The organism is Streptomyces luteosporeus, from assembly GCF_039532865.1.
GTDB lineage: Bacteria > Actinomycetota > Actinomycetes > Streptomycetales > Streptomycetaceae > Streptomyces > Streptomyces luteosporeus.
In genome coordinates this window covers 111,103-137,597 of record NZ_BAAASL010000001.1, presented here as the reverse complement: position 1 = coordinate 137,597, position 26,495 = coordinate 111,103, and the positions used below count along the sequence as shown (strand labels likewise).

The 26,495-nt window shown below is 72.2% G+C and carries 23 protein-coding genes and 1 tRNA gene; 15 read left to right on the top strand and 9 right to left on the bottom strand.

Going from position 1 to position 26,495, the window contains the following annotated elements; translation table 11 throughout:
• Positions 1-87: 87 nt before the first annotated feature.
• A complete protein-coding gene (locus ABD361_RS00650; protein WP_344432575.1) occupies positions 88-348 on the top strand; it encodes a hypothetical protein in 261 nt (86 codons plus the stop codon).
• Between the two features lie 517 nt (positions 349-865).
• On the opposite strand, the gene ABD361_RS00645 is transcribed toward ABD361_RS00650, so the two are convergent.
• Positions 866-1,615, bottom strand: a complete 750-nt coding sequence (locus tag ABD361_RS00645) for a TetR/AcrR family transcriptional regulator (RefSeq protein ID WP_344432574.1) — start codon at positions 1,613-1,615, stop codon at positions 866-868.
• 132 nt (positions 1,616-1,747) lie between these two features.
• Here ABD361_RS00645 and ABD361_RS00640 point away from each other — a divergent pair, with 132 nt between their 5' ends.
• The gene (locus ABD361_RS00640) at positions 1,748-3,139 is read left to right on the top strand and encodes a serine hydrolase domain-containing protein (RefSeq protein ID WP_344432573.1); all 1,392 of its coding nucleotides are present in this window, start codon (positions 1,748-1,750) and stop codon (positions 3,137-3,139) included.
• Here ABD361_RS00640 and ABD361_RS00635 read toward each other — a convergent pair.
• Positions 3,136-3,744 (bottom strand): TetR/AcrR family transcriptional regulator, encoded by a 609-nt coding sequence (locus ABD361_RS00635; RefSeq protein ID WP_344432572.1) that lies wholly within the window; start codon positions 3,742-3,744, stop codon positions 3,136-3,138. The two genes, ABD361_RS00640 and ABD361_RS00635, sit on opposite strands and share 4 nt — an antisense overlap.
• Positions 3,745-3,858: 114 nt before the next feature.
• On the opposite strand from ABD361_RS00635, the gene ABD361_RS00630 reads away from it, so the two are divergent.
• Both ABD361_RS00630 and ABD361_RS00625 read left to right on the top strand, forming a co-directional pair.
• The gene (locus ABD361_RS00630) at positions 3,859-4,821 is read left to right on the top strand and encodes an alpha/beta fold hydrolase (RefSeq protein WP_344432571.1); all 963 of its coding nucleotides are present in this window, start codon (positions 3,859-3,861) and stop codon (positions 4,819-4,821) included.
• Between the two features lie 130 nt (positions 4,822-4,951).
• Positions 4,952-5,143, top strand: coding sequence for an antitoxin (locus ABD361_RS00625; protein WP_344432570.1), 192 nt, complete (start codon positions 4,952-4,954; stop codon positions 5,141-5,143).
• Between the two features lie 33 nt (positions 5,144-5,176).
• Here ABD361_RS00625 and ABD361_RS00620 read toward each other — a convergent pair whose 3' ends face one another.
• Positions 5,177-5,740: a GNAT family N-acetyltransferase gene (locus tag ABD361_RS00620; RefSeq protein ID WP_425583100.1), complete on the bottom strand. Its 564-nt coding sequence runs from the start codon at positions 5,738-5,740 to the stop codon at positions 5,177-5,179.
• A gap of 366 nt (positions 5,741-6,106) precedes the next feature.
• Here ABD361_RS00620 and ABD361_RS00615 point away from each other — a divergent pair, with 366 nt between their 5' ends.
• Entirely contained in the window at positions 6,107-7,657 is a 1,551-nt protein-coding gene (locus ABD361_RS00615; protein WP_344432867.1) for a M4 family metallopeptidase, read from the top strand.
• 171 nt (positions 7,658-7,828) lie between these two features.
• Positions 7,829-8,323 (top strand): hypothetical protein, encoded by a 495-nt coding sequence (locus ABD361_RS00610; RefSeq protein ID WP_344432568.1) that lies wholly within the window; start codon positions 7,829-7,831, stop codon positions 8,321-8,323.
• A 40-nt stretch (positions 8,324-8,363) separates the two neighbouring features.
• Here the strand turns inward: ABD361_RS00610 and ABD361_RS00605 are convergent, their stop codons facing one another.
• Positions 8,364-9,053 carry a pentapeptide repeat-containing protein gene (locus tag ABD361_RS00605; RefSeq protein WP_344432567.1) on the bottom strand — a complete coding sequence of 230 codons (690 nt, stop codon included), beginning with the start codon at positions 9,051-9,053 and terminating at the stop codon, positions 8,364-8,366.
• Positions 9,054-9,199: 146 nt separating this feature from the next.
• Here ABD361_RS00605 and ABD361_RS00600 point away from each other — a divergent pair, with 146 nt between their 5' ends.
• The 3 genes from ABD361_RS00600 (at position 9,200) to ABD361_RS00590 (ending at position 12,676) form a co-directional block, all read left to right on the top strand.
• Entirely contained in the window at positions 9,200-10,225 is a 1,026-nt protein-coding gene (locus tag ABD361_RS00600) for a zinc-binding dehydrogenase (protein WP_344432566.1), read from the top strand.
• A gap of 89 nt (positions 10,226-10,314) precedes the next feature.
• Positions 10,315-11,853, top strand: a complete 1,539-nt coding sequence (locus tag ABD361_RS00595) for an MFS transporter (protein ID WP_344432565.1) — start codon at positions 10,315-10,317, stop codon at positions 11,851-11,853.
• 334 nt (positions 11,854-12,187) lie between these two features.
• A complete protein-coding gene (locus ABD361_RS00590) occupies positions 12,188-12,676 on the top strand; it encodes a GNAT family N-acetyltransferase (protein ID WP_344432564.1) in 489 nt (162 codons plus the stop codon).
• Between the two features lie 4 nt (positions 12,677-12,680).
• On the opposite strand, the gene ABD361_RS00585 is transcribed toward ABD361_RS00590, so the two are convergent.
• A complete protein-coding gene (locus ABD361_RS00585; RefSeq protein WP_344432563.1) occupies positions 12,681-13,784 on the bottom strand; it encodes a M24 family metallopeptidase in 1,104 nt (367 codons plus the stop codon).
• Positions 13,785-14,066: 282 nt separating this feature from the next.
• Here ABD361_RS00585 and ABD361_RS00580 point away from each other — a divergent pair, with 282 nt between their 5' ends.
• On the top strand, positions 14,067-16,214 hold the full coding sequence (locus ABD361_RS00580; RefSeq protein WP_344432562.1) for an MMPL family transporter: 2,148 nt from the start codon (positions 14,067-14,069) through the stop codon (positions 16,212-16,214).
• A 92-nt stretch (positions 16,215-16,306) separates the two neighbouring features.
• Here ABD361_RS00580 and ABD361_RS00575 read toward each other — a convergent pair.
• A tRNA-Thr gene (locus ABD361_RS00575) sits at positions 16,307-16,379 on the bottom strand.
• A 166-nt stretch (positions 16,380-16,545) separates the two neighbouring features.
• On the opposite strand from ABD361_RS00575, the gene ABD361_RS00570 reads away from it, so the two are divergent.
• The 3 genes from ABD361_RS00570 (at position 16,546) to ABD361_RS00560 (ending at position 19,148) form a co-directional block, all read left to right on the top strand.
• The gene (locus tag ABD361_RS00570; RefSeq protein ID WP_344432561.1) at positions 16,546-17,682 is read left to right on the top strand and encodes an ABC transporter ATP-binding protein; all 1,137 of its coding nucleotides are present in this window, start codon (positions 16,546-16,548) and stop codon (positions 17,680-17,682) included.
• A gap of 257 nt (positions 17,683-17,939) precedes the next feature.
• Positions 17,940-18,359 (top strand): hypothetical protein, encoded by a 420-nt coding sequence (locus ABD361_RS00565; RefSeq protein WP_344432560.1) that lies wholly within the window; start codon positions 17,940-17,942, stop codon positions 18,357-18,359.
• Positions 18,360-18,425: 66 nt separating this feature from the next.
• Entirely contained in the window at positions 18,426-19,148 is a 723-nt protein-coding gene (locus ABD361_RS00560; protein ID WP_344432559.1) for a nucleotidyltransferase family protein, read from the top strand.
• Between the two features lie 100 nt (positions 19,149-19,248).
• Here ABD361_RS00560 and ABD361_RS00555 read toward each other — a convergent pair whose 3' ends face one another.
• The 3 genes from ABD361_RS00555 to cysS form a co-directional block, all read right to left on the bottom strand.
• On the bottom strand, positions 19,249-20,844 hold the full coding sequence (locus tag ABD361_RS00555) for a DoxX family protein (RefSeq protein ID WP_344432557.1): 1,596 nt from the start codon (positions 20,842-20,844) through the stop codon (positions 19,249-19,251).
• A gap of 141 nt (positions 20,845-20,985) precedes the next feature.
• Positions 20,986-21,942, bottom strand: coding sequence for a 23S rRNA (guanosine(2251)-2'-O)-methyltransferase RlmB (gene rlmB / locus ABD361_RS00550; protein ID WP_344432556.1), 957 nt, complete (start codon positions 21,940-21,942; stop codon positions 20,986-20,988).
• A gap of 76 nt (positions 21,943-22,018) precedes the next feature.
• Entirely contained in the window at positions 22,019-23,413 is a 1,395-nt protein-coding gene (gene cysS / locus ABD361_RS00545; protein WP_344432555.1) for a cysteine--tRNA ligase, read from the bottom strand.
• Between the two features lie 262 nt (positions 23,414-23,675).
• Here cysS and ABD361_RS00540 point away from each other — a divergent pair, with 262 nt between their 5' ends.
• Entirely contained in the window at positions 23,676-24,815 is a 1,140-nt protein-coding gene (locus ABD361_RS00540) for an acyltransferase family protein (protein ID WP_344432554.1), read from the top strand.
• Between the two features lie 403 nt (positions 24,816-25,218).
• Positions 25,219-26,481: an acyltransferase family protein gene (locus tag ABD361_RS00535; RefSeq protein WP_344432553.1), complete on the top strand. Its 1,263-nt coding sequence runs from the start codon at positions 25,219-25,221 to the stop codon at positions 26,479-26,481.
• Positions 26,482-26,495: the final 14 nt, after the last annotated feature.

Sequence of the window (26,495 nt, the reverse complement as noted above, 5' to 3'; positions counted from 1 at the left end):
ACATTCCGTGACCTACCGCGAAGGGGCCTACGTCGTGGACACGCGGGACGCGACGCTCGCGCAAGTACTGGGCAACGCCGACCGCACGTGCGGGTCAAGGAACCGGGCGGCGCGTACGAGTGGTACGTACCCACGAACGCGCTGCGCCTGGCGACGCCGCAGGAGCGCCGGGCCGCCGGCCTGCCCGGCACCGTTTCGGCATCGCCGATCGGCTGCACGGAGTGCGCCGACCTGGAGGCGGCGCGGCGGGAGGCGGTGAAGGGCGGCGACACGAAGGCCATCACCGATGCGACGGTGGCCGTGCGCAGCCACTTCCGGTGGGCACACCTGATGCCGCAGCGGGGCTGAACGAGCGGGTGCGGGTGGGTGGGTCTGGTGACGGAGGGTGCGCTGCGCCGCTGCGCGGCTTGGGGGGCGGAGGGCCGGGCTGCGCCCTGGGCGGCCCACCCGCTGCGCGGCTGGAAGCGCGCACCCCGCACGGGATCGATGCCCGGCACCGGGGTGGGTGATGAAGCGAAGCTGCGCCGCTGCGCGGCTGAAGGGCGAGCCCCGCAAGGCGGAGGTCACCCCGGATCGCAGTGAAGCCCGCCGCTGCGCGGCTTGGCAGCCTTACCCCTCACCGCGAGGGCACCCCCCGCGAGGGTTTCCGCTGCCAAGACGGCACCCAACCCAGTTCCGGCCCGCCTGACAGCGCAGCGAAGCGGAGCGACCGCCCAACAAGAAAGGGGAACGCCGCCAGTTCGGGGCTCGCCCTTCCAGCCGCGCAGCGGGTGGGCCCCCAGGGCGCAGCCCGGCCCTCCGCCCCCCAAGCCGCGCAGCGGCGCAGCGCACACTCCGCCACCAAACCCCCGGGCCGCACCCGCGCTCACCCCCGCAGCCGGGTCGCCAGCCCGTCCAGGACACTGTCCAGCCCCGTCCCGAACGCATCGCCGCGGGCGCCCTCCGCGTCCTGGGCGCGCCGGGTCGCGTACAGCCTGCGCAGCCGGGGGTACGGTTCCACCGCTCGCTCGGCCGCCGGCCACAGGTGTTCCACCCACTCCTGCTCGCTGCGGCCGCTGCGGGTCAGGAGCGTGAGCCATGCCGCCTCGCTGGTCGCCGCGCCGATGACGTACGCGCTGAGCGTGTTCACCGCCTGGTCGGCCTCTTCCAGGGGGAAGCCCGCGTCCTCGAAGACCCCGAGCATTGCCTCGGACATGCGCAGCATGTTGGGTCCGAGGTGGGAGAGCCCCGCTTCGCCCAGTACGGAGGCGATCCAGGGGTGTCGCAGGAACGCCGCCCGCAGGCCGTGCGCACACTGGGCCGCGGCTGCACGCCACTCACCGTCCGCCGCCCCACCCGCCTCCGGGAGCTCGACCTCTCCGTAGACCTCGTCGACGGCCAGCTCGATGAGCTCGTCCTTGTTGGCGACGTGCGTGTAGAGGGAGGCTGCGCCTGCGCCGAGGCGGGCGCCGAGCTTGCGCATGCTCAGGGCGTCGATGCCCTCGCTGTCGAGTAGTTCCAGGGCCGTGGCCACGATCTGTTCCCGGCTCAGTGCCGGCTGGTCGCGGCGTCGGCGTTCCGGCCTCGTCCACACCGACGGCAACGCCTGCTGTGCCGACTGTTCCGACTGCTTCATTGCGGCCTCCTCGCCCCATCCACCTGCGCCGAACAGTGTACGGCTTTACGAATTGTGTTCGCTCGCCGTACAGTGTTCGACGTCCCGTACACCGTACGGCGACCGACCGCACATCACTCAGGGGGAACACTCATGTCGTTCGACACCGCCCACTGGCAGGCCCGGCTGGACCAGCTCCGCATCGCGCACCACGTCCCCGGCGCGTCCCTCGCCGTCCTGGTCGACGGCGTCGTCCACGAGGTGGCCGGCGGCGTACTGCACCGCGGGACCGGCGTGGAGGTCACGACCGACTCCGTGTTCCAGGTCGGCTCGATCACCAAGCTGCACACCGCCACGCTCGTGATGCAGCTCGCCGCGTCCGGTGCCCTCGACCTGGACGCGCCGGTGGTGGACGTGCTGCCGGAGTTCGCCACGGCCGACCCGGAGGCCACCAAGGTGATCACGACGCGTCAACTGCTCAGCCACACCAGCGGCTTGACGTGCGACTTCACCCATGACACCGGGCGCGGTGACGACTGCCTGGCGCGCTACGTCGAGGCGGCCGCGGGTGTGGCGCTCGACGGGCCGCCCGGCACGTTCTCCTACAGCAGCGTCGGCTACAACGTCCTCGGCCGCATCGTCGAGGTGCTGACCGGGCAGACCTGGGACGAGGCGCTGCAGGAGCGGCTGTGCGCGCCCCTCGGCCTCACCCGCACCGTGACGCTGCCCGAGGACGTCCTGCGGTTCCGGGCCGCCATGGGGCACCTGGGCGGGCCGGGGCAGGAGCCCGAGCCCGCGCCGGCGTGGAACATGCTGCCCCGCTCCTCCGGCCCGTACGGCGGCGTGCTGTGCGCATCGGCCGGCGACGTCGTCCGGCTCGCCGGGATGCACCTTGCCGGCGGCACGGCGCCGGACGGCACGCGCCTGCTCGGCGCCGACGCGGTCGCGGCGATGCAGCGGCGGCACGCCGACTCGCCGGACAAGTGGACCGTCGACTCGGACGGCTGGGGCCTGGGCTGGACGCTGTACGACTGGCTGGGCACCCCGGGCTTCGGCCACGACGGCGCCACGATCGGGCAGTACGGATTCCTGCGCGTGGTTCCCGGCGCGGGCGTCGCCGTCGCCCTGCTCACCAACGGCGGCGGCTCGCGCCGCCTGCACGCCGACCTGTCCCGCGAGCTCCTCGGCGAACTGGCCGGCGTCGAACTGCCCCCGGCCTTCGGCCCGGCGGCGCAGCCGCCGGCCGTCGCCGCCACGCCGTTCGCGGGGACGTACCGCCGCGAGGGCGTCGTCATCACCGTCACCGAGCGGACCGACGGCGGCCTGCACCTGCTGTACGAGTTCGTGGACGGGATGAAGAACCTGTCACCGGCCCTCGAGGCGGACCTCGTCCCCGTGACCGGCAACGTCTTCGCCGCACCCGGCAGCGGCGCCTTCAGCGAGGACTGGATGCCCGTGGTCTTCTCCGCCCTCCAGGACGGCACGCCCTGCTGCTACGTCGGCATGCGGGCGGCACCGAAGGACTCCGCCCGCAGCCGAAGCTAGGGCCTGTCCCCGAACAGCCGGTCCAAGTGGTGGCGCAGCACCGCCGTTGCCGACTCCGCCGTCCGCTGGCCCACCAGGACCGACGTTCCCAGGCCGGCCGACAGGGCCAGCAGGGTGATCGCCTCCGTGCGGACGTCAGTCTGCGGGGGTACGAGGTCCGCGTCCTTCGCGCGTTGGAGGAGGCCCGCCACCGCGTTCTCCGCCGCGTCGGGGTCGTCCGTGAACGGCTGGGCCGCCAGGGCCTCGTCCGTCACGGACAGGACGGCGTACGCGGTGTGGACGAGGTGGAACGTGCGGCTCTCCTCGTCCGTGGGCAGCGCTTCCGTCAGGAGGGCCTCGATGAGGGCGCGGGGGCCGGCGGCGGCGCCGGCTGCTCGTACGCGGGCGGCGACCCGGGCTTCGAGTCCGGCGGTCAGGTGGCGCAGGCCGTAGAGGAGGAGCTTCTCCTTTGTCTCGAAGTAGTACTGCACCAGTCGGAGCGAGACGCCGGCCTCGGCGGCCACGTCGCGCATGCCGACGGCGTGCAGTCCTCGCCGGCCGGCGACCCGGACGAGCGCTTCGGCGATCTGCCGGCGTCGTTCGTCGTGGTCCACGCGTTTGGGCATCTGCGCTCCCCGCTGTCCGCTCCCCTGTCCGCTCTCCGATCTTCATGGTACAGCCGTATCACGTTCATGGTACGGTCGTACCACAAACCGCACCCCCTCGGAGGTGGTCGACCCATGTCCGCGCCCGCAACCACGTCCCGCGACCGTCTCCCGGCCGACGTGGGCCGCTACGTGAACGACGCCCTGCGCGAGCGCTACTTCGCCGCCTGCGACGAGGTCTTCGCCCTGGGCCCGGCCCCGGCCGCGGAAGCGGACGTGGAGACCGCCTTCGGGACCACGCACGTCTACCGCTACGGCCCCGCGGCAGCGCACCCGCACCGCACCCCCGTCGTGCTGGTGCACGGCGCCGGCTCCAACTCCGCCATGTGGTACCCGAACGTCGCCGCCCTCAGCGCGCAGCGCACCGTGTACGCCGTCGACACCCCCGGCGATCCCGGGCGCAGCGTCCAGCACACGGCCATCCACCAGCCCGAACGCGCGGCGCAGTGGCTGGACGAGGTGCTCGCCGGCCTCGGTCTGGACGAGGTCCACCTGGTCGGGGCGTCCTACGGCGGCTGGCTCACGCTGAACCAGGCGCACCGCCGCCCCGCCCGGCTGGCCTCGGCCACCCTTCTCGACCCCGGCGGCCTGGAGAAGGTGGGGGCGCGCTTCTTCGCCTGGATCTTCCTCAGCGCGTTCGCCACCTTCGCACCCGGCCCGCTGCGCCGGCGCCTGGCGGTGTGGCTGGACCAGCCGGTCCTGGTCATGCCCGAACTGCAGCGGATGGTCATGCTGGGCGTGCGCGCCTACCGGATACGCCGGCCGGCCCCGCTCCCGCTCACCGACGAGGAGCTGGCCACGGTCCGTACGCCGCTGCACGTCCTGCTGGGGGCGCGCAGCCTGCTGCTGCACCCGCAGCGGCAGCTCGAACGCGTCCCGCGGCTGGTGCCGGGCGCCCGGGTCGAGATCGTGCACCAGACCGGTCACGGCCCCCAGATCGACCACGCCGAGGCGACCAACGGCCGGCTGCTGCGCTTCATGGACGCCGTCGACGGAGCCCGAACCGAAGCCCGGCCCGGAGCCCGGCCCGAAGCCTGACCCGGCCATCCGTACGCCCCGCCCCCGCACCCGTACGCCCTGGGCTCGGGATGCGGGCCGGGGCCGCGCTGGCGATCCTGAGGGGGTCAGGTACACACGGAGAAGGACCGCGCCCCGGGAGGATCGCGCCATGTCCATGCTCGACAAGCTCAAGGGACTGCTCAAGGGACACGAGGACGTCGCCCGACAGGGTGTCGAGAAGGGCGGTGACGCCTTCGACGCCCGGACGGGGAACAAGTACCAGAGCCAGGTCGACACCGCTCAGCAGAAGATCAACGAGCAGCTCGGCACCCAGGAGCGGCGGCCGGACGACCAGCAGTAGTCGGAGCCGTCCCCCCGCCCCAACACAACCGCCTCACCACAACCTGTCGATCTCCCCGGGGTGGAGCCGGATGCGGCTCCCCCGGAAGGCCGGCTCCGCGCGCCGCGCGCGCTCGGTGAAGAAGTCGGCCATGGTCACCTTGTCGAACCCCGGCCGGTCGCTGGGGAAGGGGTCCTGCGGCGTACCGCCGATGAGGACCGCACCCTCCAGCACCCGCCAGCCCGCGCTCTCGTAGAAGCCCCGCGTCGGGCGGTCGCAGGTGAAGATCCCCAGGTCGGCACCGCTTCGCGCCATCTCGTCACGGGCGGCGGCCACGAGCCGCCGCCCGTTTCCCGTGCCCCGGTGCGCCGGCGCCGTGACGACCGCGCTCAGGCCCGCGGCCCGGTAGCGCTCGATCGGCCCGCCGGGCGCGCCGTGTTCGATGTCCTTGGTGAGGATGTCGAGGGCCGCCAGCACTTCGTCCTGCGCCGAGACCAGCAGCAGGGTCACCGGGTGCAGTGCGGGGTCGTGTCCGCCGCTTCCGCCCGTGCCGGGCCACGCCTCCTCGTGCAGTGCGTCCACTTGAACGCGCAGATTCCTCGGAACATCTGACTCCATATAGATTCGGATCGACACGCGCGCATCCTCTCGCCTCTCCCCCTTCGCCGGTCGATTCGATTCTGCATACAAACGGCGCCCGACCGGCGGGTGAACACTCCTTCGAGACTTCCCAACTCACCGCATAGCGGACGCAAATGACCGCTATTTGTTTACCGATAGATCAAATCCTTGTTGCGCCCCTGTCAAAGTCGGTCGATCAGTGGCACTCTCTCCTCAATTCGCTCCTGCACAACTCCTGTACCAACGAGCGGCGTCGGCGCACGCTGCCCGTAACCCCCCTCATAGGAGACTGAGTTGAGAAGCAACACCGCCACCCCCCGCACGACCTCCCTGCGTGCAGCCGCCCTGGTCGCCTCGGCCGCGATGGTCGTGATCGGCGCGACGACCGGCTCGGCGAACGCCTCGGCCGACAAGGCCGAGGGCGGGCAGCAGCTCGCGCTGTCGGCCGGCCAGCGGGCCGCGGCCATCAAGGACGCGCAGGGCGAGGCCGCCTCGACCGCCGCGAAGATCGGCCTCGACGGCAAGGAGAAGCTGGTCGCCCGCGACGTCGTCAAGGACGCGGACGGCACGGTGCACACGCGCTACGAGCGCACGTACGACGGTCTGCCGGTGCTCGGCGGCGACCTGGTGGTCCACGAGAAGAAGAACGGCGCCCGCGACGTCACCAAGGCGACCGACGCCCCGATAGCCGTGCCCACCGCGACCTCCGCCCTCGGGCCGGGCACGGCGAAGAAGAGCGCGCTGAGCGCCGCCGCCGAGGAGAAGACGGCCAAGGCCGAGGCCGGCCAGGCGCCGCGCAAGGTGATCTGGGCGGCGCAGGGCAAGGCCGTGCTGGCGTACGAGACCTTCGTCACCGGCGTCCAGAAGGACGGCACGCCCAGCAAGCTGCGGATCATCACCGACGCGAACACCGGCAAGAAGCTGTACTCCGAGGAGCGCGTGCACACCGGCACGGGCACCAGCACCTACAGCGGCACGGTTCCGCTGACGACGACGAAGACGTCCTCCGGTTACAGCCTCACCGACGGCGCCCGCGGCGGCCACAAGACGTACGACCTGAACCAGGGCACGTCCGGCACGGGCACGCTGTTCACCAACTCCAGCGACGTGTGGGGCGGCGGCCGCCAGACCGCCGGCGTGGACGCCGCCTATGGCGCGGCCGTCACCTGGGACTTCTACAAGAACGTGCTCGGCCGCAACGGCATCCGCAACGACGGCAAGGGCGCCTACTCCCGCGTCCACTACGGCGACGGCTACGTCAACGCCTTCTGGGACGACGACTGCTTCTGCATGACGTACGGCGACGGCGAGAACAACGCCCACCCGCTGACCTCCCTCGACGTGGCAGCCCACGAGATGAGCCACGGCGTCACCGCCGCCACCGCCAACCTCAACTACAGCGGCGAGTCCGGCGGTCTGAACGAGGCGACCTCCGACATCTTCGGCACCGCCGCCGAGTTCTACGCGAACAACTCCGCCGACCCGGGCGACTACCTGATCGGCGAGAAGATCGACATCAACGGCGACGGCAGCCCGCTGCGCTACATGGACAAGCCCAGCAAGGACGGCTCCTCGCGCGACTACTGGTCCTCCTCGCTCGGCAACGTGGACGTCCACTACTCGTCCGGCCCCGCCAACCACTTCTTCTACCTGCTGTCCGAGGGCAGCGGCAGCAAGGTCCTGGGCGGCGTGAGCTACAACAGCCCGACCTACAACAACTCCAAGATCACCGGTATCGGCCGGGACAAGGCCACCAAGATCTGGTACAAGGCCCTGACCACGTACTTCACCTCCACCACCAACTACAAGGCCGCCCGGACCGCGACGCTGAAGGCCACCGCGGACCTGTACGGCTCGACCAGCAACGAGTACAAGACGGTCGCCGCCACCTGGTCCGCGATCAACGTCAAGTAACCGCAGGTCCTCCCCAGGGCTCACGCCCCCTCCGCCCCACGGCGGCGGGGGCGCGGGCCTGTCGCCGTACGCGCTGCCCCGGCAGCGCGCCGTCCGGGCAGTACGCGCAGCCGGGGCAGCACCCGTCGCCGGGGCAGTACGCGCCGTCCGGGCAGTACGTACCATCGAGGCGTGATCGACCTCGGCTACTCCCTCTCCCGCCGCTTCCCGGACCCGCCCCAGACGGACTACCGGACCGCGGACGTGCACGCACTGCGGCACGACCTGTTCTGCGGCGACGTCTACCTCGCCGACGTCAAGGCCGACCGGGAGCTGTCCACAGCCTGGGGATGGGTGCCGGTGCTCGACTTCGCCTGGGCCCTGTGCGACATCGTCGAGCAGCTCGACCGCGACCCCCGCGGCAGCCGCTCGGCCACGACGCAGTTCGCCGAGCTCGACTTCACCGAGTCCACCGACTGCCTGGTCTTCGAGCGCCGCTTCGGCTGGGTCGACGTCACCGCCGACTGGGCGCCCGACGAGGCCCCGCTGACCTTCGGCCACGCCGAGCTGCGCCGCGAGGCCCGCGACTTCCTGCACGACCTGATCGCCGACCTGGCCGACATGCACGAGGGCCTCGCCGACAACCCCGCCGTCTGGAACCTGCAGACCCGCTTCCCCCGGGTGTGACGCGACGGCGCCCCGGTCGGCGCCGGAGCCCGCGGCCCCGTCACTCCCCCGGCGCCGCCACCCGCAGACCTATGTGCGCCGCGAACGCCGGGGCCAGGTCGAGCAGCTGGGCCGGGGTGACGACCGCGCCCGCCAGCCGCTCGATGCCCGCGGCCACGTCCAGCTCGGCCAGCTCGCGCAGGTCGACGTCGGTGAGCCGCGCCCCGGTGAGGTCGGCGCGGCGCAGCACGCAGTCGCGGAAGGCCACGCGCTCCAGCGTCGCGCCGCCGAAGTCGGCCTCCGCCAGCACACAGCCCTCGAAGGTGACGTCCTTGAGCACGGCCGACCGCAGGTTCAGATAGTCGATCTTGCCGCCGCGCACCAGGACCCGCTCCAGCACGGCGCCGTGCAGCTGCGTCCCGCCCAGGCGTGCGTCCCGTATCTCGACGTCCCGCAGGGACGCGCCGGCCAGCCCGGTGCCCACCCCGCGCGGCGCCTGGAGGACGCAGTCGGCGAACCGGGCCCGGCCGAGCCCCGTGTCGTCCAGCACGCATTGATCGAACAGACAGTCGATGAAGCGCGACGTGGTGCCGTCCTGCCCCGTGAAGTCGGCCCCCCGGAAGCCGACGCCCTCGTGATCCCCCTCGGGCTCCAGCCCCGCGCCCTCGTACGTCCACAGCTCCGGAAGCCGCACCTGCGGCAGGCGTGGACGACGTGTCACCGCACCCTGCCCGCGCCTCGTGTTCGTCATGGCCCCACCGTGCCACACGGCACTGACAACGGCCTGTGAGCAGGAAGTTCGGGCCTTGACCTCAAGTCCGGTCGAGGTCGCAGACTCGATGCGACGCCACGGAAGAACGCCAACGGAAGAACCCCCCGCACCGAGGAGCCCCCGCCATGCACGCAGTCAGGCTGCACGCCTTCGGCCCCGCCGAGAACCTCACCCACGAGCGCACCGACGACCCGCTCCCGGGCCCCGGCCAGGTGCGCATCGCCGTGGCCGCCGCGGGCGTGCACCTCGTCGACACCACCCAGCGCTCGGGCGACCCGAACGGCCCGTACGTGCTGCCCGGGCTGCCGTACGTCCCCGGGCGCGAGGTCGCCGGCACCGTCGACGCGCTCGGCGAGGGCACCGACCCGACCTGGCTCGGCGCCCGCGTCGTCGCCCACCTGGGGCACGACGCCCCCGGCGGCGGCTACGCCGAGCTGGCCGTGGCCGACGCCGACCGGCTGCACCGGCTGCCCGCCGGACTGGACGAGGCCGCCGCGATCGCCATGATCGGTACGGGGCGCACGGCGCTCGGCATCCTCTCCTTCACCGAGCTGACCGCCGACGACGTCGTGGTCGTGCCCGCCGCGGCCGGCGGCATCGGCTCGCTGCTCGTGCAGTACGCCCGCAACGCCGGTGCCACCGTCGTGGCCCTGGCCGGCGGGCCGGCGAAGGTGGCGCACGCCCGCGAACTGGGCGCCGGCATCGCCCTGGACTACACCGACCCCGCGTGGCCGCAGGCCGCCCGGGCCGCCCTCGGCGGGCGCCCGGCCACCGTCGTCCTCGACGGCGTCGGCGGCGACGTCGGCCGCGAGGCCGTCGGCCTGCTCGGGACCGGCGGGCTGCACCTGGTCTTCGGCTGGTCCTCGCAGGGCCGCACGGGCGCCGCCCCCGGCGGGCAGGGCGGGCAGCCGGACGCCGAGGAGCTCGCCGCGCGGGGGATCACCTCGCGCAGCGTCCTGGGCCCCGCCATGCTGGAACGTTTCGGCGGTGGTCGGGCGGGACTCCGCCGGCTCGAGGAGCTGTCCCTGGCGGAGGCCGCCGCCGGCAACGTCGTCCCCACCGTGCACCGCTTCCCGCTCGCCCGGGCCGCCGACGCCCACCGCGCCCTGGAGACGCGCGGCACCATGGGCAAGGTCGTCCTGGTGCCCTGACCTTCGCGTTCCGCGCGCGTACCTCACCCACAGGGCCTACGCTGGACTGCGACCGACCGCGCCCGGCACACGTCGAGAGCAGGTGCGTGATGAGCTCGGCCAACCAGCCCCCCATATCCCCGCCCCACCGGCCCGGCACCGAGCCCGACCCCCGGCGCTGGTGGGGACTGGTCGTCATCGCCGTCGCCCAGCTCATGGTCGTCCTCGACGCCACCATCGTGAACATCGCACTGCCCTCCGCCCAGCGCGCCCTCGGCATGTCCGACAGCAACCGGCAATGGGTCATCACCGCCTACACCCTCGCCTTCGGCGGACTCCTGCTGCTCGGGGGCAGGATCGCCGACCTCGCCGGCCGCAAGCGCACCTTCTGCACCGGGCTCGTCGGCTTCGCCGCCGCCTCCGCCATCGGCGGCGCCGCGCACAACTCCGGCATGCTCTTCGCGGCCCGCGCCCTGCAGGGCGTCTTCGGCGCCCTCCTCGCGCCCTCCGCGCTGTCCCTGCTGACCACGACCTTCACCGACCGCAGGGAACGCAGCAAGGCCTTCGGCATCTACGGCGCCATCGCCGGCGGCGGCGCCGCCATCGGCCTGATCGCCGGCGGGCTGCTCACCGAGTACCTCGACTGGCGCTGGTGCCTGTACGTGAACGTGCCCATCGCCCTCGTGGCCCTCCTCGGCGCCCTCGCCCTGCTGCACGACCACCGGCCCGACCGGGCGCACCGCCCCTCCCTCGACCTGCCCGGCGTCCTGCTCGGCTGCGGGGGGCTCGTCGCCATCGTCTACGCCTGCAGCGAGGCCGAACCGCGCGGCTGGGGCGACCCGCTCGTCCTCGGCCTCCTGTGCGGCGGCGTCGCCCTGCTCGCAGCCTTCGCGCAGTGGCAGCAGCACGCGCCGCACCCGCTGCTGCCCGTGCACGTCCTGCGCGACCGCAACCGCGGCGGAGCGGTGCTCACGATGGGGCTCGCCGTGATCGCCATGTTCGGGATGTTCCTGTTCATGACCTACTACCTGCAGGTCGTGCTCGGCTACTCCCCCGTCCGCACCGGGCTGGCCTTCCTGCCGGTGACCGCGTCCATCGTCCTCGCCTCGACGCAGATCTCCGCGCGGCTGATGAACCACCTGCCGCCGCGACTCCTCATGGGCCCCGGCACGCTCCTCGCCGCAGCCGGGCTCTTCCTGCTGACGTTCCTGCCGGTCGAACCGGCGTACGTCTCGCACGTCCTGCCGGCGGAAGTGCTGGTGGGCCTGGGCATGGGGCTCACCTTCATGCCCGTCATGGACGTCGCCACCCGAGGCGTCGCCCCACAGGACTCGGGCGTCACCTCCGCCACGGTCAACACGGCGCAGCAGGTGGGCGGTTCCGTCGGTACGGCCCTGCTCAACACGATCGCGACGTCGGCAGGAACGGCGTACGTGGCCGCACGGGCCAAGGCCGGGGTCGCCGGGGTGGCGGTGGCCAAGGCCGGGGTGGTGCACGGGTTCAACGTGGCGATCGGGTGGGCGGCGGTCATCATGCTGACGGCCGGGCTGGTGGCGACGACGCTGGTGACGGCGGGAGCGCCGAAGCGGGGCCGCCCGGAGGGCGGGTACCCCGCGACGTACGACCCGCACCGCATGCGCGCGGAGTAGCGCGGCGGGGCGCCCGCCCCACCCCCCTCTTGCCGGCTCCTCGGGCGTGCCCGGTGCACCACGCAGCGCCCCGTAGGGGCGCGGGGAACTGCGCGATCGGCCACCGACGGCCCGCAGTCGACGTACCGCCCACGGAGTCCGGGCGCAGCACGGCACTTCGTCTGCGGGCGCGTCGTGGCTTGTCGCGCAGTTCCCCGCGCCCCTTGCGGGGCGCCGTGGCACCCCCGGGCCGCGCTGACGCGCGGTGGCCTCAAACGCCGGCCGGGCTGAAATCGGCACTCGCCCCGCGAAATTCGGTGGCGGGGTCCCGCTCGGGGGCCGCATTCTCGCCCTCATGCTCATCCGAGACGCCGAAGCCGGCGACTGGCCGGCCATCTGGCCGGTCTTCCGTGCCGTCACCGCCGCCGGTGACACCTACACCTACCCCCGCGACCTCGCCCCCGACGTGGCCCGTTCGTGGTGGATGCTCGACGCCCCCGGGCGCACGGTCGTGGCCGTGGACGACGACGGTGCGGTTCTGGGGACGGCCAAGATGAACCCCAACCAGGCCGGCGGCGGCTCCCACATCGCCAGCGCCAGCTTCATGGTCGCGCCCGGTCACCGCCGGCGCGGTGTCGGCCGGGCGCTGGGGGAGCACGCCCTCGCGTGGGCCCGCGCCGAGGGGTACCGCGGCATGCAGTTCAACGCCGTCGTCGAGGCGAACACCCCGGCCGTCGCCCTCTGGCGTTCCCTCGGCTTCGCCGTCATCGGCACCGTCCCCGAGGGTTTCCGGCTGCCGGACGGGACGTACACCGGGCTGCTCGTCATGTACCAGCGGCTGTGAGTGCTCACGCCACCACGCGCAGCTCCCGTGCGGTGTTGTTGAGGCGGCGTGCGCCGGTCTCCGTGCAGACGACGATGTCCTCGATGCGGACGCCGAAGCGGCCGGGCAGGTAGATGCCCGGTTCGATGGAGAAGCACATGCCCGGCACGAGCGGCAGGTGTTCGCCCTCGACCATGTAGGGCGGTTCGTGCGTGGTGACGCCGATGCCGTGGCCGGTGCGGTGGATGAAGTACTCGCCGTAGCCTGCGCGGCGGATGACCTGGCGGGCGACGCGGTCGATCTCCTGGCAGGCGACTCCGGGGCGGACGGCTTCGAACGCCGCCTGCTGCGCCTCGCGCACCAGGTCGTGGACCTTGCGCTCCTCCGCGGTGGGCTCGCCCACGTGGACCGTACGGGTCGTGTCGGAGCCGTAGCCGTCCTTCAGGCCGCCGAAGTCGAGGACGACCATGTCGCCGTCCTCGATGACGCGGTCGCCGGCCTCGTGGTGGGGGTTGGCGCCGTTGGGGCCCGAGCCGACGATCGTGAAGTCGACCTGGCTGTGGCCGTGCTCGCGCAGCAGCCGGGCGAGGTCGGCGGCGACCTCGTCCTCGCGGCGGCCGGCGAAGCGCAGCCGTACGATCTCCTCGAACGTGGCGTCGGCCGCGGCTCCCGCGGCGGCGAGCAGGTCGGTCTCGTGGGCGTCCTTGACGGCCCGCAGCATGGGCAGGGCCTCGGTCAGGGCGCCGAGGCCGAGGCCGGGGACGGTGCGCTGGAGGGCGAGCAGGTGCAGGGCCCAGGCGTTGTCGGAGATGCCGTAACGTCCCTGCGGCGTCAGCTGCTTGGCCACCGCGGCGTAGGGGTTCTCCCCGTCCACCCAGCCGGAGAGGGACAGGGCGCCGGCTCCCGGGGCCTTTTCGGCATCGGGGCGTTCGAGCTGGGGTACGAACAACTGGGGCCGCCGGCCCGGCGCCAGGAGCAGCGCGGTGAGCCGTTCGGTGACGGGGGGCGCGTAGCCGCACAGCCATACGAGGTCGGGGCCGGGTGTGACGATCAGCCCGGCGAGCCCGGCGTCGGCGGCCGTGCGGGCGGCACGGTCCATGCGGGCTGCGTAGAAGTCGACATCGCTCATGGGGGCAGCGTAGACCCGTGTCATCCAGCTGCAGGCGGTCGGCGCCGCCGTCTCTACCCCACGGGTGAGAGGCCCTCATCCCCAGGATCGATTTACCCCTGATTCCGCAGAACTTTGTTGTCTCCGGGGAACCCGCATCCCTAGCGTGTTCATGCCCGTGCTGCACGCCCGTCGAAAAGCCGGTCCTGTCCGAAGGAGGGGGCCGGCGCACAACCCTGCCCATTTGCACGACGAGGAACAAGAGCGCGAACGACGCGCGGAAAAGGAAGTTGAAGGAGCATCATGTTCCGAGGAGTCGGGCGGTTCGCCGTCCACCGGCCCTGGCTCACGATCGCGGGCTGGATCATTGCAGCCGTGGCGCTCGCCATGCTGGCACCCGGCCTGAAGTCCACCACCGACGAGACCGAGTTCCTGCCCTCGCACTATGAATCCGTGCAGGTGGGGAATCTGACGCAGAAGGCGTTCCCGCAGACCGAGCAGCCGACCGCCATCGGTGTCTTCCAGCGGTCCGACGGCGGGAAGCTGTCCGAGGCCGACAAGCGTGACGTCGCGAAGGTGACGAGCGGTCTGGACGCCAAGCACCGTCCGAAGATCGCCAAGGTGGTCACCAACGAGCAGGCGGTCTCCCCCAACGGGGAAATAGCCCTGGCCAACGTCTATGCCACCACCAAGAACACCTTTGACGACGCACTGCCCGATTCCGTCAAGGCGTTGCGCGAGGACGCCAAGGAACTGCTCAAGGGCACCCAGCTGAAGCTGGGCTTCACCGGTCCGGCCGCGCAGACGCTGGACTCGAAGGAATCGTCCGGCGACACCGACTCGATGGTCATGTCGGCGACGTTCCTGCTGATCATCGTGCTGCTGCTGGTCATCTTCCGCAGCCCGCTGATCGCCATCCTGCCGGTGATCATCATCGGTGTCGTGGCCACCGTCGCCACGGGTCTGATCGGCACCGCCGCCGAGGTGGGCGGGCTGAAGGCGGACGCCTCGATCACGGCGATCCTCATCGTCGTCCTCTTCGGCGTCGGCACCGACTACATCCTCTTCCTGCTCTTCCGCTACCGCGAGCACCTGCGCGCCGGTCAGGAGCCCAAGGAAGCCCTCGTGGAGGCCGTCGCCCGCGTCGGCGAGACCATCGCCTCCGCGGCGGGTGCCGTCATCGCGGCCTTCCTCGCGCTGCTGCTGTCCACGATGGGCATGATGCGGGCGATGGGCCCGTCCCTGGCCATCGCCGTGGCCGTGACGCTGGTCGCGGCGCTGACCCTCGTCCCCGCGGTGTTCTCGCTGCTGGGCCGGGCGGCCTTCTGGCCGTCGAAGGCGTGGAAGAAGACCCCGCGGAATCGTTTCGCGAACGGCGTGGGCAACCTCGTCTCCCGCCGCCCCGGCATCGTCGCGGTGCTCTCCACCGCCGTCCTGGCCGTGCTGGCGATCGGTGCCCTGAGCTTCAAGGCGGAGTTCGACACCAGCAGCCAGATGCCGCAGAAGCTCGAGTCGGTCCAGGCCATGAAGGACATGCAGCGCGGCTTCTCCGCCGGCCAGTCCGACCCGGCCATGGTCTACCTCAAGAGCAAGGACGGCTCCCGCCTGAAGCCCGCCGAGATCGAGGCGTTCCGCGGCAAGCTGGAGGGCATCGAGGGCGTGAGCGCCCCCGTCGCACCGGCCGTCGCCAACCCCGACGGCAGCGTCGCCCAGTACCGCGTGGTGCTGAAGTACGCGCCGACCTCGGACGAGGCGATCGACCTGGCCGGCGGCGACCTGCGCGAGACCAGCCACAAGGCGGCGCCCGAGGGCACCGAGGCCCTCGTCGGCGGCACCTCCGCGGTGCTGGCCGACATCGAGGACGCGGTCGGTCACGACTACCGGGTCGTCTTCCCCGTCGCCGGCATCGCGATCATGGTCATCCTCGGTCTGCTGCTGCGCAGCCTGGTGGCCCCGTGGTACCTGATGATCGCCGTCGCCCTCGGCTTCGGCGCCACCCTCGGCTCCACGGTCTGGCTCTTCCAGGACTACAAGGGCGAGAACGGCCTGCTGTTCATGCTGCCGGTGATCGTCTACCTCTTCGTGGTGGCCATCGGCACGGACTACAACATCCTCATGGTCGCCCGCCTGCGCGAGGAGGTGCGCCGCGGCGTTCCCGCCCGGGAGGCCGTCCGCACGGCGGTCACCCAGTCCACGCCGACCGTCGCGGCGGCCGCGATCATCCTCGCCGGCACCTTCGGCGTGCTGATCCTGGCCGACAACTCGATGCTGCAGCAGATGGGCTTCGCCGTCGGCTTCGGCATCCTGCTCACCGCCTTCATCATGGCGATGCTGCTGGTCCCGACGGTCACCTCGCTGCTGGGCCACAAGGCCTGGTGGCCCGGTCACCAGGACGAGCCGCAGGGCGAGGCCGCCCGGGCGGCCGACGCGGGCGAGCGGGTCCGCGCCTAGCGGCCCGCAGGGCAGCGACGAGCAACACCGAGCAACGACAAACCGCAGGTCCCTCGGGGAGGGGCCTGCGGTTTCGCGTGTGGTGGTGAGAGAGCCGCCTGTCGGGCTCGAACCGACGACCTTCGCTTTACAAGAGCGGTGCTCTACCAGCTGAGCTAAGGCGGCGTGCGTGACGCAGTCTACCCACACCCGCATTGTGACCCGCCACCTGCTGACAAGCGCTTGCCGCGCGGGTACCGTCACCAGCACTCCCGTCCTATTGGACTGGACCACTCCCTCTACAACGGATCGTCCGGCACGTTCCTGCCGGTGAAGGGACCACCACACCATCATGGCCACGGTCACGTACGACAAGGCGTCCAGGATCTACCCCGGCGCCGAGAAGCCCGCCGTCGACCAGCTCGACATCACCATCGAGGACGGGGAGTTCCTGGTCCTCGTCGGACCCTCCGGCTGCGGCAAGTCCACCTCCCTGCGGATGCTGGCGGGGCTGGAGGACGTCGACTCCGGCGCGATCCGCATCGGCGACCGCGACGTCACCCACCTGCCGCCCAAGGACCGGGACATCGCCATGGTGTTCCAGAACTACGCGCTCTACCCGCACATGACCGTCGCCGAGAACATGGGCTTCGCGCTGAAGATCGCCGGCGTGCCCAAGGCGGAGATCCGGCAGAAGGTCGAGGACGCGGCCCGCATCCTGGACCTCACCGAGTACCTGGGCCGCAAGCCCAAGGCGCTGTCCGGCGGCCAGCGGCAGCGCGTGGCCATGGGCCGGGCCATCGTGCGCGAGCCGCAGGTGTTCCTCATGGACGAGCCGCTGTCCAACCTCGACGCCAAGCTGCGCGTGCAGACCCGTACGCAGATCGCGAGCCTGCAGCGGCGGTTGGGGATCACGACGGTGTACGTCACGCACGACCAGGTCGAGGCGATGACCATGGGCGACCGGGTGGCGGTCCTCAAGGACGGCCTGCTGCAGCAGGTCGACTCCCCCCGCAACATGTACGACCGCCCGGCCAACCTGTTCGTCGCGGGCTTCATCGGCTCGCCCGCGATGAACCTCGTCGAGGTGCCGATCACCGACGGCGGCGTGAAGTTCGGCAACAGCGTGGTGCCCGTCTCCCGCGAGGCGCTGACCACCGCCGCCGACAAGGGCGACCGCACGGTCACCGTCGGCGTGCGCCCCGAGCACTTCGACGTCGTGGAGCAGAACGGCGAGGCCGCGCGCTCGCTGAGCAAGGAGTCCGCCGGCGACCCGGCCGGCGTGGCCGTGACCGTCAACGTCGTCGAGGAGCTCGGCGCCGACGGCTACGTCTACGGCACCGCCGAGGTCGGCGGCGCCCAGCAGGACCTCGTGGTGCGCGTGCACGGCCGCCGGGTGCCGGAGAAGGGCTCGGTGCTGCACGTCGTGCCGCGCCCGGGCGAGCTGCACGTGTTCTCCACGTCCTCCGGCGAGCGCCTGAGCGACTGAGCGACCGGCCCGGGGCCCTCTCGCACGACACCCGCGCCGCCCGCGCTCCGTACACGATGCGTTACGCCATGTGTGCGGACCGGGCGGCGCGGGGTATGCGTCTGCGCCGGCCCGGTGACCGCCCGGGAAAATACCGCGGCAGACCGCCCATTTCGACTTCCGTACGTCAACGCGCTCGTCACAATGCCGCCCGACGACATCCCTCGACCGGGTGACTAAATGTCGCGTGCCCATTACCCCTCGCTACCATCTGCGGCATGAACCAGGCCGCCCGCCGCATCGGCAGAACTCTCGCTCTCGTCCTCCCGGTCGTTCTCGTGCTCTCGGGGACCCTCGCGGTCACGCGCGTTCCCTGGGCCGCTCCGAACGCCGAGTCCCAGGTGCTCACCGCATCCTCGGAGAACGCCTCCACCGTCGCCAAGGCGCGCGCCCCGCACGAGGTCCTGCGCGACCGGCTGCTGGGCGAACTCCAGGAGAAGAACCCCGGGGTCGCGCTCACCCACCTGCAGGAGGCGACCAACGGCCGCCCCTCGCTGGCCCAGCACTGCGTGGAGATCGCCCGCGCACTGGGCCAGGCGGCGGTCAAGAAGTACCGCTCGGTCAAGCAGGCGCAGTCCTACGCCCGCCCCGTGTGCGACACGGCCTTCGCGGCCGGTGTCGTCCAGGGCGGCCACTGACGGTCCACGGCTCCGGGCGGGCCACCGGCGACGGCTCCGCTCGCGGCACGGCATATCGTGCGGAGCATGACCGGCACGCAGCCCTCCCCGTATCCGACCCAAGCCGTGATCCTGGCCGGTGGCCAAGGATCACGGCTTCGCCCTTACACGGACGACCGTCCCAAGCCGATGGTCGAGATCCCCGGCACCGGGGTCCCGATCATCGGCCATCAGCTCGCCTGGCTGGCGGCCGAGGGAGTGACGGACGCGGTCGTCTCCTGCGGCCACCTGGCCGAGGTCCTGAAGGACTGGCTCGCCTCGGCCGACCTGCCGCTGCGCGTGACGACGGTGGTGGAGAAGGAACCGCTCGGCCGGGGCGGCGGCCTGAAGTTCGCCGCCGCCTCCCTGCCCCGGCCCGACGAGCCGTGGTACGCCACCAACGGCGACATCTGGACCCGCTTCTCGCTGCGCGAGATGGCGGCCTTCCACCACGAGCGCGACGCCCTGGCCACGCTGGCGCTGGCCCGCCCGCGCATCCCCTGGGGCGCGGTGGAGACCAACGAGTTCGGGCACGTGCTGGACTTCATCGAGGCGCCCCCGTCCCCGTACCTGATCAACGCGGGCGTGTACGTCTTCGCCCCCGGCTTCACGGCGCTGCTGCCGGAGCGCGGTGACCACGAGCGCACCACGTTCCCCCGGCTGGCCCGTGAGCGCCGGCTGGCGGGCTTCCCGCTGCCGCAGGGCGCGTACTGGCGGGCCATCGACACCGCCAAGGACCTCACGGAGGCCGCCAAGGAGCTCGCCCGCTAGGGCGTGCGCCCCGTACACCGTCGGCTGCGGGTCGTCGGTGGCCGATCGCGCAGTTCCCCGCGCCCCTATGGGGCGCGGGGAACTTTGTGCAGGGGCGGCGTCAGCCCAGCAGGCCGCCCAGCGCGCCGCCGCCGGAGCCGTTGCCGGGGCCGCTGGAGCCGCTTCCGGCGCCGGTGCCGCTCGTGCCGCCCGTGGACGAGCCCGAGGAGCTGTGCGGCGGGGCCGCCGGGGCCGGTGCCTGGTGCGGGCTCTGCGGCGCCGGGCGGACGCTGCCGGTGCTGCCCGGGCCGGCCCCCGTGGCACCGGCCGAACCGGCCGGCGTACGGGTGCCGGGCGCCGCGGAGGGCGTGGCCCCGGGCACCACGGGCTTGTGGGTCGCGCCCGGCTTGGGCGTCCCCGTCGCGGAGGGGCCGTGCGAGCCGTGCCGCGCCGAGGACGACGGCGACTGCGGCAGCGGGGAGCCGGGCAGGCTGTTGGCCGGGATCGTGGGCGTCCCCGGTGTCTCGGCGACCCGCGAGGAGCGGACGGCGCCGCCGAGCATCGAGCCGGTGAGCAGCGCCAGACCGATGACGACGGTCGCCATGACCGTGCCCCGCCGCAGCACCCGCCGGCGCAGCGCCCACAGCTCGGCGCGCGGCCCGAGCCGCCGCCAGGCCTCGCCGGCCAGCCGGCCGTCGATGGAGTAGAACGGCGCCCCGGCGATCACCAGGGGGCTCCAGGCGGCCAGGTAGATGATGTCGGGGGCGTCGTAGACGGGGGCGCTCTGCCAGCTGACGGTGACCAGCAGCACGGCGGACAGCAGGGCGCCGATGGCGGCGGCGAGCCGCTGCCAGAGGCCGAAGAGGGTCAGGACGCCGACGACGATCTGCAGGAAGGCCACCGTCAGGCCGGAGCCGATGGGGTGGGCGAGGGCGAAGTCCCGCAGGGGCTCGGCGGCGCTCCAGGGGTGGAGGTGCCGCAGCCAGTTGACCATGGAGCCGCGGCGGCTGCCGCCGTCGAAGTAGGCGGGGTCGCACAGCTTGCCCATGCCGGCGTAGACCGAGCTGAGGCCGAGGAAGATCCGCAGGGGCAGCAGGACGACGCCGAGGTTCATCCGGCGCCCGGGGTAGTAGGCGTGGCGCAGGGGGTCGCCCTGGCGGCCGCGCCGCTCCTCCTCGTCGTCGTGCTCGGAGTCGTAGTCCGGGTAGTCCTCGTACGGACCGTGCGCGCCGGCGTCCTCGTCGTACGCGCTGCCGGTGGGGCGCACCCCGTCCAGGAGGCGGGGGTGGGCCCCGGTGGCCTCGGCGGGGCCGCGGGGGCCGATGACGGTGGTGGGGGCGTCGTCGCCGACGGCGATGCGGGGCAGGACCTGCGTGGCACCGGCGTCGCCGCCGGGGTGCAGGGGGGTGCCGGAGTCCCTGACGGCCTCCAGGAGCTGGGTGGAGGCGTCGCCCGGGCCCGTCCGCCCGCTCCACACCACGGGGGCGCGGCGCTTGGCCGCGCTCTTGGCGGTGGGCAGCCGCGCCGAATCCGCTCCCCCGGCGAAGGGCCGGGTGGTGCGTGGGGGGCGGGCGAGCTGCACCCGGAAGCTCATGTGGTTGACGATGACCTGCGCCGGATCCGACGGCACCTTCACCGTACTCAGCGCGGGCTGGTCGTCGTACCCGGAAGAGCTTCCCCCCGTAGGTGTGCGGGGTGTTCTGGTGTCCACACTCATCTAACCGAGTGACCGGAGGTTAGGACACTGCCTTGACCGGTTGGATGTGTCCGAGACCCGTCAACATCATCAGCCAAACGCACGGCGGCCGGGGAGATCGTCCCCGGCCGCCCGAAACGTCGTCGATGTACGACGTCGATGTCAGCGCTGTGCGCGCCGGCGCGCGGCCTCGTAGAGCACCACGCCGGCGGCGACACCGGCGTTGAGCGACTCGGCGCCGCCCGGCATCGGGATGCGCACGCGGTAGTCGCAGGTCTCGCCGACGAGGCGGGACAGGCCCTTGCCCTCGCTGCCCACGACGATCACGACGGGGCCGTCGAGGATGTCGAGCTCGTGCAGCTCGACGTCGCCGTCGGCGGCGAGGCCGACGACCATCAGGCCCTCCTTCTGGTACGCCTCCAGGGTGCGCGTCATGTTGGTGGCGCGGGCGACGGGCGTACGGGCGGCGGTGCCGGCGGAGGTCTTCCAGGCGCTGGCGGTCATGCCGGCCGCGCGGCGCTCGGGGACGACGACGCCGTGGCCGCCGAAGGCGGAGACGGAACGCACGACGGCGCCGAGGTTGCGCGGGTCGGTGATGCCGTCGAGGGCGACGATCAGCGGGTCCTCGCCGTCGTCGAGGGCGGCGGCGGAGAGGTCCTCGGGGTGCGCGTAGTCGTACGGCGGCACCGACAGGACCAGGCCCTGGTGGTTGAGCCCGTTGGTCATGCGGTCGAGCTCGGGACGCGGGGCCTCCATGAGGTTGAGGCCTTTCTCCGTGGCCAGCTGCAGCGCCTCGCGCACGCGCTCGTCGCTGTCGACGAACTGCTGGACGTACAGGGTGTTGGCCGGCACGCCCTCGCGCAGCGCCTCGACGACGGAGTTGCGGCCGACGACCAGCTCGTTGGGGCCCTTGGGGCCGCCGCGGCGCGGGGCCGGGCGGCGGGCGGCGTGCTTGGCCTGGGCGTTCGCGACGCGGTTCTTCTTGTGTCCCTTGCGCATGTGCGCGGGCGGGGTCGGGCCCTTGCCCTCCAGCCCCCGGCGCCGCTGGCCGCCGCTGCCGACCGTCGCGCCCTTCTTGTTGGACGTGCGGCGGTTCCTGCGCTGGCTGTTGCCGGCCATGGGGGTCACCTGTTTCTTCACTGCTCGGAGCCGCGTGGAAGGCGGCTCCTCATAGACGTACGTACGAAAGTGTCCCTCAGGACAGGGTCCAGCGCGGACCCGAGGGAGTGTCCTCGATCACCAGGCCGGACTGCTGGAGGCTGTCGCGGATGGCGTCGGCGGTGGCGTAGTCCTTGCGGGTGCGGGCGGCCTCGCGCTGGTCGAGCACCAGGCGGACCAGGGAGTCCACCACGCCGTGCAGCTCCTCGCCCTTGCCGCCGTCGGCGCCGGCCCAGTGCGCGTCGAGCGGGTCGAGGCCGAGCACGCCGAGCATGGCGCGGACCTCGGCCAGGCGGGCGACGGCGGTGTCCTTGTCGTCGGCGGTCAGGGCGGAGTTGCCCTGGCGGACGGCGGTGTGGACCACGGCCAGGGCCTGGGGCACGCCGAAGTCGTCGTCCATGGCCTCGGCGAAGGCCGGGGGCACCTCGGCGGCGGGCTCGACCGGGCCGGCGAGCTCCACGACGCGCTGCACGAAGCCCTCGATGCGGGCGAAGGCCGCCTCGGCCTCGCGCAGCGCCTCCGGGCTGTACTCGATCATCGAGCGGTAGTGCGGGGTGCCGAGGTAGTAGCGCAGGACGATGGGCCGCCACTGCTTGACCATCTCGGAGACGAGGACGGAGTTGCCGAGGGACTTCGACATCTTCTCGCCGCTCATGGTGACCCAGGCGTTGTGCAGCCAGTACGAGGCGAAGGCGTCGCCGAAGGCCTTGGCCTGGGCGATCTCGTTCTCGTGGTGCGGGAAGATCAGGTCCAGGCCGCCGCCGTGGATGTCGAAGGCCTCGCCCAAGTACTTGTGGGCCATCGCCGAGCACTCCAGGTGCCAGCCCGGGCGGCCGCGGCCCCAGGGGGTCTCCCAGGACGGCTCGCCGGGCTTGGCGGCCTTCCACATGGCGAAGTCGCGGGGGTCGCGCTTGCCGGTCTCGCCCTCGCCGGAGGGCTGCAGGAGGTTGTCCAGCTCCTGGTTGGACAGCTCCAGGTAGCCGGGGAAGGAGCGCACGTCGAAGTAGACGTTGCCGTCGGCGACGTAGGCGTGACCGCGCTCGATCAGGCCGCGCATCATCTCGACCATCTCGGTGACGTGGCCGGTGGCGCGGGGCTCGACGGTGGGCGGCAGGCAGCCGAGGGCGGCGTAGCCGTCGTTGAAGGCGCGCTCGTTCTCGTAGCCGATCGCCCACCAGGGGCGGCCCTGCTCGGCACCCTTCGCGAGGATCTTGTCGTCGATGTCCGTGACGTTGCGCACGAAGGTGACGTCGTAGCCGCGGTAAGCGAACCAGCGGCGCATGATGTCGAAGTTCAGACCCGACCGGATGTGTCCGATGTGGGGCGCAGCCTGCACGGTCGCGCCGCACAGGTAGATCGAGACGCAGCCCGGCCGCAGCGGGGAGAAGTCACGGATCTGCCGGGCGCTGGTGTCATACAGGCGAATGGTCACGGAACCAGGGTAGTGGGCCCCGGGCAGTGCCTCGCCCCGCCGAAAGGCCGGAAAGCCCGGGTTTGCGGGCCTGCTGCGACGGAGCGATACATTCCGCGGAACCCGGCCGCCTTCTTTGACGTCTCTTTACTATCTGCACATGATAAAGAGCCGCATGGTAGCTTCGCCGGGCGTCACGCCACCCGGCGGGACGGCGAGCTCACCGGCGCATTGACCGGTGGTACGACCAGCGGAACCCCGGCCACGGGACTCAGGAGGGACGTTGCAGTCCTCTGTGACGGTGCAGCAACGGCAGCAGGAGCAGCGCCCTGTCCCGGCGCCCGCTCGACCGGCAGCTGCCAAGGAAAGACTGGCGGCCCTCGACGGGCTGCGGCTGCTCGCGGCCCTCATGGTCGTCCTCTACCACTACATGGCGTTCAACGCCGGCGCCTGGTCCAAGCCGGTCGCCCAGATCTTCACGATCGGATCGTGGCCCGCCTCCTACGGCTGGGCGGGCGTGGAGCTGTTCTTCCTGATCAGCGGCTTCGTCATCTGCATGAGCGCCTGGGGCCGCACGGTCGGCGAATTCGCCTCCTCGCGCGTGACCCGGCTCTACCCGGCGTACTGGTTCGCCGTGATCGCCACCGCGCTGGTCTCCGTTATCTGGCCGGGGATCAACAACGTGCCCAAGCTCGGCGACATCACGGTGAACCTCACCATGCTGCACGAGCCGCTGAAGGTCACGCCCGTGGACGGCGTGTACTGGACGCTGTGGGTGGAGCTGAAGTTCTACCTGCTCTTCGCCCTGGTGATCTGGAAGGGCCTGACCTACCGGCGCGCCCTGGGCTTCTGCGTGGTGTGGGGCCTGGCCGCGGCCTTCGCGACGACGGTGAACGTGCCGGTGCTCGACGCCCTGCTGCTGCCGGACGACTGCTGGTACTTCATCGCGGGCATCGCCTTCTACCTGATGTACCGCTACGGCCCCAACCTGGTGCTGTGGCTCGTCGTGGCCTCCTGCTACCTGATCAGCCAGCACTTCCTGATGCAGGCGCAGACGCACGCGGAGAAGTACATCGGCCGCAACATCCCCGAGTGGCCGACCACCATGCTGCTCACCCTCTTCTTCCTGGCGATGGCCGCGGTGGCCCTGGGCTGGACGCGCCGCATCCGCTGGGGCTGGCTGTCGACCGCGGGCGTCCTGACGTACCCGCTGTACCTGCTGCACGAGCGCATCGGCTGGGTCGTGATCCAGCACACCGAGCCGTACGTGTCGCAGTACGTGCTGGTGCCGGCGCTGATCGCGGCCATGCTCGGCGCCGCCTGGCTGCTGCACCGCTTCTGGGAGCGGCCGCTGGCCCGCCTGGTCAAGCGCGGCATGAACCGCGCCCTGGCCGACATGCGCACGGCGCGCGAGCGCATCTGACCCCTCGCCCCCACCCTCTCGCCCCACCCGGCGCCCGGCCCCACGGCCGGGCGCCGTCGCGCATCCGGCGGCGCCCCGTAGGGGCGCGGGGCAGTGTCGATCTGCGGCTCCGCCGCGTGGGCGCGATCGGCCACCGACGGCCCGCAGCCGAACGCCACCCCGCGGCCCGGGCGAAGCACGGCACCCCACCTGCGGGCGCGTCGTGGCTTGTCGCGCAGTTCCCCGCGCCCCTACGGGGCGCACCCCGTCTACGCGCGACGGCGGGTCCCGGAGTCAGCGTCGCGCCGGTGGTGCGTCCGTTCGGCGCACGGGGCGTGTCCTACGGGCGAAAACCCGCCGTCCACCCGGAGTCCTCCCCTCCAACAGTCCCTCGGCACGCACCGTGGTTGTGCCAGCATGCTGCGTGACCCAGACACCGACGGGCTCCACGCCGACGGGAGAGGACGACATGCGTTTCGCCAGCGGCGGCGCGACCGCGGGCGTCCGGACGGATGGCACGGGCCGGGGCCACGCCCCCCGGCTGCACATCCTGGACGGACTGCGGCTTCTCGCGGCCCTCATGGTCGTGCTGTACCACTACACGAGCCTGAGCGGCGGCTGGCACCGAGATCCGCGGCAGCTGTTCCCCGCGCTCGAGCCCCTCACCCGCTACGGCTGGCTGGGCGTCGAGACCTTCTTCCTGATCAGCGGCTTCGTCATCTGCATGAGCACGTGGGGCCGCACCGCCGGGGAGTTCCTGGTCTCCCGCGCCGCGCGGATCTACCCGGCCTACTGGGTGGCCATCGTGCTCACCGGCGGCGTCGTCCTGCTGTGGCCGCAGGTGCGCTCGGTGGCGGGCCCCGAGACGGTCTTCACCAACTTCACCATGCTCCAGACCGGGCTCGGCGTGTGGGACGTCGACGGCGTCTACTGGACGCTGTGGGTGGAGCTGAAGTTCTACCTGCTCTTCGCCCTCGTCGTCGCCCGCGGGGTCACCTACCGCCGGTGCGTGGTCTTCTGCGGGGTGTGGACGGTGGCCGCCGCCGTCAGCCCCACGGCGGACAGCAAGCTGCTCACGATGTGGGCCATGCCGTTCGCCGAGCCGTACTTCGTCGCCGGCATCTCCTTCTACCTGATGCGCCGCTTCAAGCCCACCGCACTGCTGTGGGGCATCGTCGGCATCTCCTACCTGATCGCCAACCACCACGTGGCCAAGCGCGTGCACGACAACGCCAACCACGCCACGGCACTCCTGCCCGCCCAGGTCGGCGTCTTCGTCATCTTCGCGGTCATGGCCCTGGTCGCCCTGGGCGCCTTCGACCGGGTGCGCTGGAACTGGCTGGGCACGGCGGGAGCGCTGACGTACCCGCTGTACCTGCTGCACCAGTACATCGGCATGACCGTCATCTACGCGCTGCGCACGAAGGTGCCGGCGCCGCTGCTGGTCGCCGGGCTGATCACGGCGATGCTGGGCGCCGCCTGGCTGATGCACCGCTTCGTCGAGAAGCCGCTGGGCCGGCGGATGCGGGCCGCCCTGCGCACCGGGCTGGAGGAGCTGCGCCGCACCGAGCGGACCCCCGCCCCCGCGCAGCCGGCCGGGCTGCCGCTGCTCAAGGAGCCGCGCCGCTTCGACCGGCCGGCCCCCGGGCCCGACCCTGTCGGCGCCGCCACGGCGGACGGCGCCTGACGGGCGGGCCGGGC